Origin of the sequence: Bacillus sp. NTK034 (assembly GCF_017303275.1) — a bacterium.
Classification (GTDB): Bacteria; Bacillota; Bacilli; order Bacillales; family Cytobacillaceae; genus Cytobacillus.
The window spans coordinates 1-5,259 of sequence record NZ_JAFKOJ010000025.1; the positions used below are offsets into that span (position 1 = coordinate 1).

The following is a 5,259-nucleotide window of genomic DNA, read 5'->3' on the forward strand; positions in this document are numbered from 1 at the left end:
CTTTATCCATTTGCTCAACAGCATTCTGATGGGTATGGTACATATATGTTCCAGGATCCTCCGGGGTGAATTCATATGTGAAGGATTTACCTGGCTGTATCGCATTTTGTGTTACACCTGGTATACCATCCATTTCATTTGGAACCCTAATCCCATGCCAGTGTATGGACACAGGTTCATCAAGTTCATTTTTAAGATTTATTTTTACTTTTTCTCCTTGTTTTACCCGAATTTGGGAACCGGGAACAGATCCATTGAATGTCAGTGCATCCACACTTACACTCTCATTCAGTTGATGTTTGCCTTTTTTTGCAACAATGTTTATTTCATTTCCTGTCAGTGTTTCTGTGGCATTTGTAGTTTGTAACCCCTCGATCTTTTCTTTTTCATCTGTATTATTTTCTTCTTCCATGTCCATGTTCCCATGGTCCATTCCACTCATGCCGCTATTAGAACAGGCAGCAAGAAATAAGATAGAAAAAAGTAATATAGCAAGCAGTTTAAGTTTCATGACTGAATACCTCCTGTTATTATTTAAACAAATCATAATATAAATAAGTGCAGAAACTATGGATAAAAAATTCTTTATATGAAATTTTTATTTAATGCAATCGACAGTTGGCATTTAGTTAACAAATAATTCATATTTCTTTGCAGGCTCTTTCTGAGGATCATAGAAATTTCTGCAAAAAATAGTGTTAACATAAATCCTAAATAGGGGAGGGTGCGAGAATGATTATGGAGCAGACGAACATTTATTTCAAAAAAGTTAAAAAGAACAGCTGGTGTATGTGCCATTTCAGTTCTTCCTCTTAGGTTGACAGTGTATCGACAGGGAAAGGGTGGATATGAGTACGATGGCCAGCTTAGGGCCAATCAGTGAACTGGAAATGAATGTATTGCAGGAAATGCAGAAGAATCCATTATGAAAGAAGGAATTACACTTTACTGCCCCTGTCACGGAGGAAAGTATGATGATTGGTATTAATGTCAGGACCATGTTTTCAAAACGTAGATCCAAGACAGTAATGTGTATATAGCCATTCCTAGCCCAATAAAAGGGAAAAATCAAAAGGATGAACGGAGTGATGTCATATGTCGTGCTGTTCAAATAAGAAGTGGAAAATTAGAAAAAATAGAATACCAACCGGTATATTTTTAATAATTTGGTCTTTGATTGTGGGATTGATAGGATTAATTCGTTTATTTTTCAGATAAAAAACTAATATTGCCTAATGAACAGACAACAATTTAGTCTGTTCATTTTTTTGCGTTGAAAATTCTTATCGTATATTTCAAATATGAATATTTGATGGAGTTCAAGAGATTGTTAGACTTTTTGAAAATAAACTTGCCATAGTGAAAAAAATCACTTTTGTATTCTTTTTTAGTTATTATGCTTTCCTTAAATTCGATAAGGAGGAACAAATCATGAGTAATGTAAAAAAGAGTGTATTTATTTTTCTTTTGCTTTTAGGAGTGATACTGGCAGGATGCAGTTCAGCAAGTAATGCTGGGGAAGATAAAAAGAGTGAAAAAGAACCTGTATCTCAAGTAGAAAACAAGGAACGGGAAGATGATGAGAATAAAGAAGAGGCCGATGAGAAGACAGCTGTCCAATATTATTTCACCGCAAACGAGGGAGGAAGTATCTCTAAAATTGAAGCAGCTAATAATTCAATTATATCGACAATAGAAGTAGATGGTTCGGTTCATAATGTGCAGGTTTCACCAGATGGAAAAATGATTGGGGCAACGGTGGTTCCTAGTATGGCAGGGCACGGTGGAGAGGATGATGGTCACGGAGAAGAAATGGAAATGGGTGCAAAAGCAGTTTTTTACAGCATAGAAAACGATGAACTAATGCAGGTAGTCGAAGTTGGCAACCACCCTGCCCACATTGTTTTTTCAGAGGATGGGAAATATGCTGCAGTAACAAACAATGAAGACAATAATGTGACTGTCATTGAAATACCGAGTTTTACTGTAATTAATACAGTGGAGACAGGGAAAGGACCACATGGATTTAGAATTTCATCAGATAGCAAGAGAGCTTATATTGCCAATATGGGTGAAGACACAGTAAGTGTTGTTAACCTTGAAACCATGAAGGAAGAAAAGCGAATCAAAGTGGGAACATCTCCTGTAACTACAGGTGTTACTTCTGATGGAAAAACGCTTGTCGTTACATTAAATGGAGAAAATGCTCTGGCTGTGGTTGATTTGGCTACTGATAAGGTTGATAAAATTCCCGTGGGGACTGGTCCGGCACAAGTATATATTGATGAGAAAGATCAATTTGCCTATGTTGCAAACCAGGGAACAGAAGAAGCTCCTTCCAGCAGTGTTACAGTTATAGATCTGGCTGCAAAGAAAATAATTACTGAAATCAAAACCGGAAAAGGTTCGCATGGAGTGGTAACAAGTCCGGACAACAAGAGGGTGTATGTGACGAATATGTTTGAAGATACGGTCAGCATCATCGATAAAGAACAGAATAAAGTCATTAAAACAATTGAAGTAGAAGGAGTACCGAATGGAATAAGCATTACAAATTAATTCATTTGTCATCACTATATAAATACAAAAAACCGAGACAATTGTCTATAAATTTTATTAGAATAGCTGAATTATGTGATAGACCCCAGATTCAAAAATAGAAACTGGGGTTTGTCTTATTCTAAAATTATTTATATTTTAGTAGATTGTAGTTTACGGTTGGCAGCATAAATTACCTTTGCCCTTTTCAAGAGCAGATTTTAAACTATCAAGTACACCTGACCATGCCATTTGGTGCCAGTTAATAGCTTCAACCCAGTCCTCATTATCTTTAAATCCAGTATGCTTTATAATCACTTTTGTAGAACTTTCATTAATTGATTTGAAACTTACATTAACTATTGTTAGGTCATTTTCATTGTTCATGAGTGTTTCGAATTGGTCTGGCGCTTTCCATGTGAAATGCAGTTCGCTTTCATTGATAAGTTTAGTGATTTTGCAGCCCTTCGTATTCATACCCGTACTATTTCCAGGTATGAAATAAAGTTCGTAATTGCCACCTTCCTTAGCATCTACTACCGCTTCAGGTGCAAACCATTCAGAAACTCTTTCAGAGATTGTCCAAGCGTACCATACTAGATTTAATGGTGCATTAATTGTTACCTCCTTAATAATAGCGATATCATTTGTTTCAGTTTTCAAAAGAATCATCCTCCATTGTAAAAATATTACAATTAAATAGTAACATTATTAAGAAAATTTAAAAATGATTAATTGTTAGATCTCTTAAAACCTACCCTGTTTTCCTACACTTCCATCTTTCTTTAATTCAATACCCTAGTAATGCTTTTCAGAAATACTGAGAGGGTGAATACAAAATTCACAGGAATTAACGTCTCCACTTTATTTATAATTTGCCCCTTGAGAAATATTGCAGTTCTATTTAGATAAACTGGAAAGTTAATTGAAGAAGTCAGGAAGTTGATCCGTATATATTAAAAAATGAGACAGTGTGAAAAGTAGAGGAAAGTTTAGTGCTAGGCATTTTTCAAGCTTTTTTCATTTTTATTTTGGTTTTTTACAAGGTTGGATGTTTTTGCTTTGCCTTCAGAAGATATAGGATTAAGTTGCCTGAATGTACTAGATACTTTCAGGTTCTATTAATGGAGGTAAAGTCAGAGCAAATTTTGCTACTGAAATATGTTCTAAATGATCCCAGGGAATATTTATTTATGTGGTATATGGAGCACTAAATTTTTTTTGCTATCTTAATTGATGCTATTTCTGGGATAGATAATAAAGATTTCATCCTTTTCAATAATTATTGTTATCACAAGAGTTGAAGACCCGTTGCTGGATTGGTAGTATTGGCTGATTATTATTGGTTTTCATTCATCTCCATCTAAACAAAACGAAAAGGAGACCACCTCTAGCCTCACAAATATTTGCTTATTAAAAAACAATCAGGAGCTTTTTATCCCTTTGGATGACTCATCAATTTTCATGTATTTTAACCAGCTTCTGTTCTGATAGTTGATTCCTAGCCAAATCGCTCTATATACATTATCTAAGCCAATCGCAATCCAAACTCCTGCTATGCCTAAGCCAAAATGTACACCCAATATATAAACACCAGCTGTTCGGATAATCCAGATGCCAATTGCAGTCGAGTACATCGGAAACTTTGTATTTTCTGCTGCTTGGTATACGCCATTTAAAATTAATACCACTGCTAAAGCAGGTTGTATAAAAGCATCAATTTGAAGGGCCAGTTTTATTTGTTGAACAACTTTATATTCATCGGTAAAGAAGTATGCTGCCCATTCTCCTAATATAAACAAGATGCCACCAAAGATTGTCATAAACACAGTGCCTGAAAGAATTGAGAGGTTTGCATATCTTTTCGCACCATGAATGTCATTTGCACCAAGTCTTTGACTAACCAAAGTGGTGGCTGCGGCGGCAAATCCATAGCCGATCATATACGAGAAAACTTCGATGTTTCCAGCAATTTGATGAGCTGCGAAAGTATTAGTGCCTAAGGCTACGATTATTCCAAAATATAGCACTTGCCCAATTCTCATGACTAATCTCTCTCCAGCTGCTGGTGAACCCAAGGTAATAAGGTTCCATAGTATCTGTTTATTTATTTTCCATTTTAAAGGGTTGGCTGTTATAGTATTGTATTTTAATAGATAAAAAGAGAGTCCGATGACACCCAATATCCTCGAAATAATGGTCGCATAAGCTGCACCTTCCAATCCAAGAGCTGGAATAATGAAAAAGCCAAATATAAGGATGTAGTCAAGAACGATATGAATGAGGTTCATATATATGCTAATTTTCATGGGTGTCTTTGTATCACCATTGCCCCGTAAAATGCTCCCCATTACAAACATTAATGAAATGAAAATGGAAGGTGTTGCTACAATTTGAAAGTAGATAGCAGTTGGCTTTAATACACTGTTCTCGACTCCCATTAAACGGAGGAGAGGTTCAGCCAGGAAAAAGGAAATCAATCCAAATATTACTCCTAAAATAATAGCAAGAATAATGGACTGATGACCGATTTCTTTCGCTTTTTCCTTATCTCCAGCACCTTGAAATTTGGCAATTAAAACATTTGCCGCAACACCAATTGACATAAAGACGGCAAAATAAACAGCCAGGATTGCATTCGTAATACCGACAGCAGAAACTTCAATCAATCCTAGTTTAGAAACAAATAAAGTATCAACGAAGCCGAGAATGGTTTGAAAA

4 protein-coding genes are annotated in these 5,259 nt (G+C 35.6%); 1 reads left to right on the plus strand and 3 read right to left on the minus strand.

All coding sequences use genetic code 11. From position 1 onward, the window contains the following. The coding region (locus tag JI665_RS28075) for a multicopper oxidase domain-containing protein (protein ID WP_206846256.1) at window positions 1–511 on the minus strand (511 nt) is incomplete at its 3' end. Window positions 512–1,431: 920 nt separating this feature from the next. On the opposite strand from JI665_RS28075, the gene JI665_RS28080 reads away from it, so the two are divergent. Further along, complete coding sequence (locus JI665_RS28080) at window positions 1,432–2,559, plus strand: YncE family protein (RefSeq protein ID WP_206846258.1); 1,128 nt, start codon at window positions 1,432–1,434, stop codon at window positions 2,557–2,559. A gap of 153 nt (window positions 2,560–2,712) precedes the next feature. Here the strand turns inward: JI665_RS28080 and JI665_RS28085 are convergent, their stop codons facing one another. Together JI665_RS28085 and JI665_RS28090 are read right to left on the minus strand one after the other, a co-directional pair. Continuing rightward, complete coding sequence (locus JI665_RS28085) at window positions 2,713–3,210, minus strand: SRPBCC family protein (RefSeq protein ID WP_414635290.1); 498 nt, start codon at window positions 3,208–3,210, stop codon at window positions 2,713–2,715. A gap of 752 nt (window positions 3,211–3,962) precedes the next feature. Continuing rightward, on the minus strand, window positions 3,963–5,259 hold a 1,297-nt coding region (locus JI665_RS28090), incomplete at its 5' end, for an MATE family efflux transporter (protein WP_206846264.1).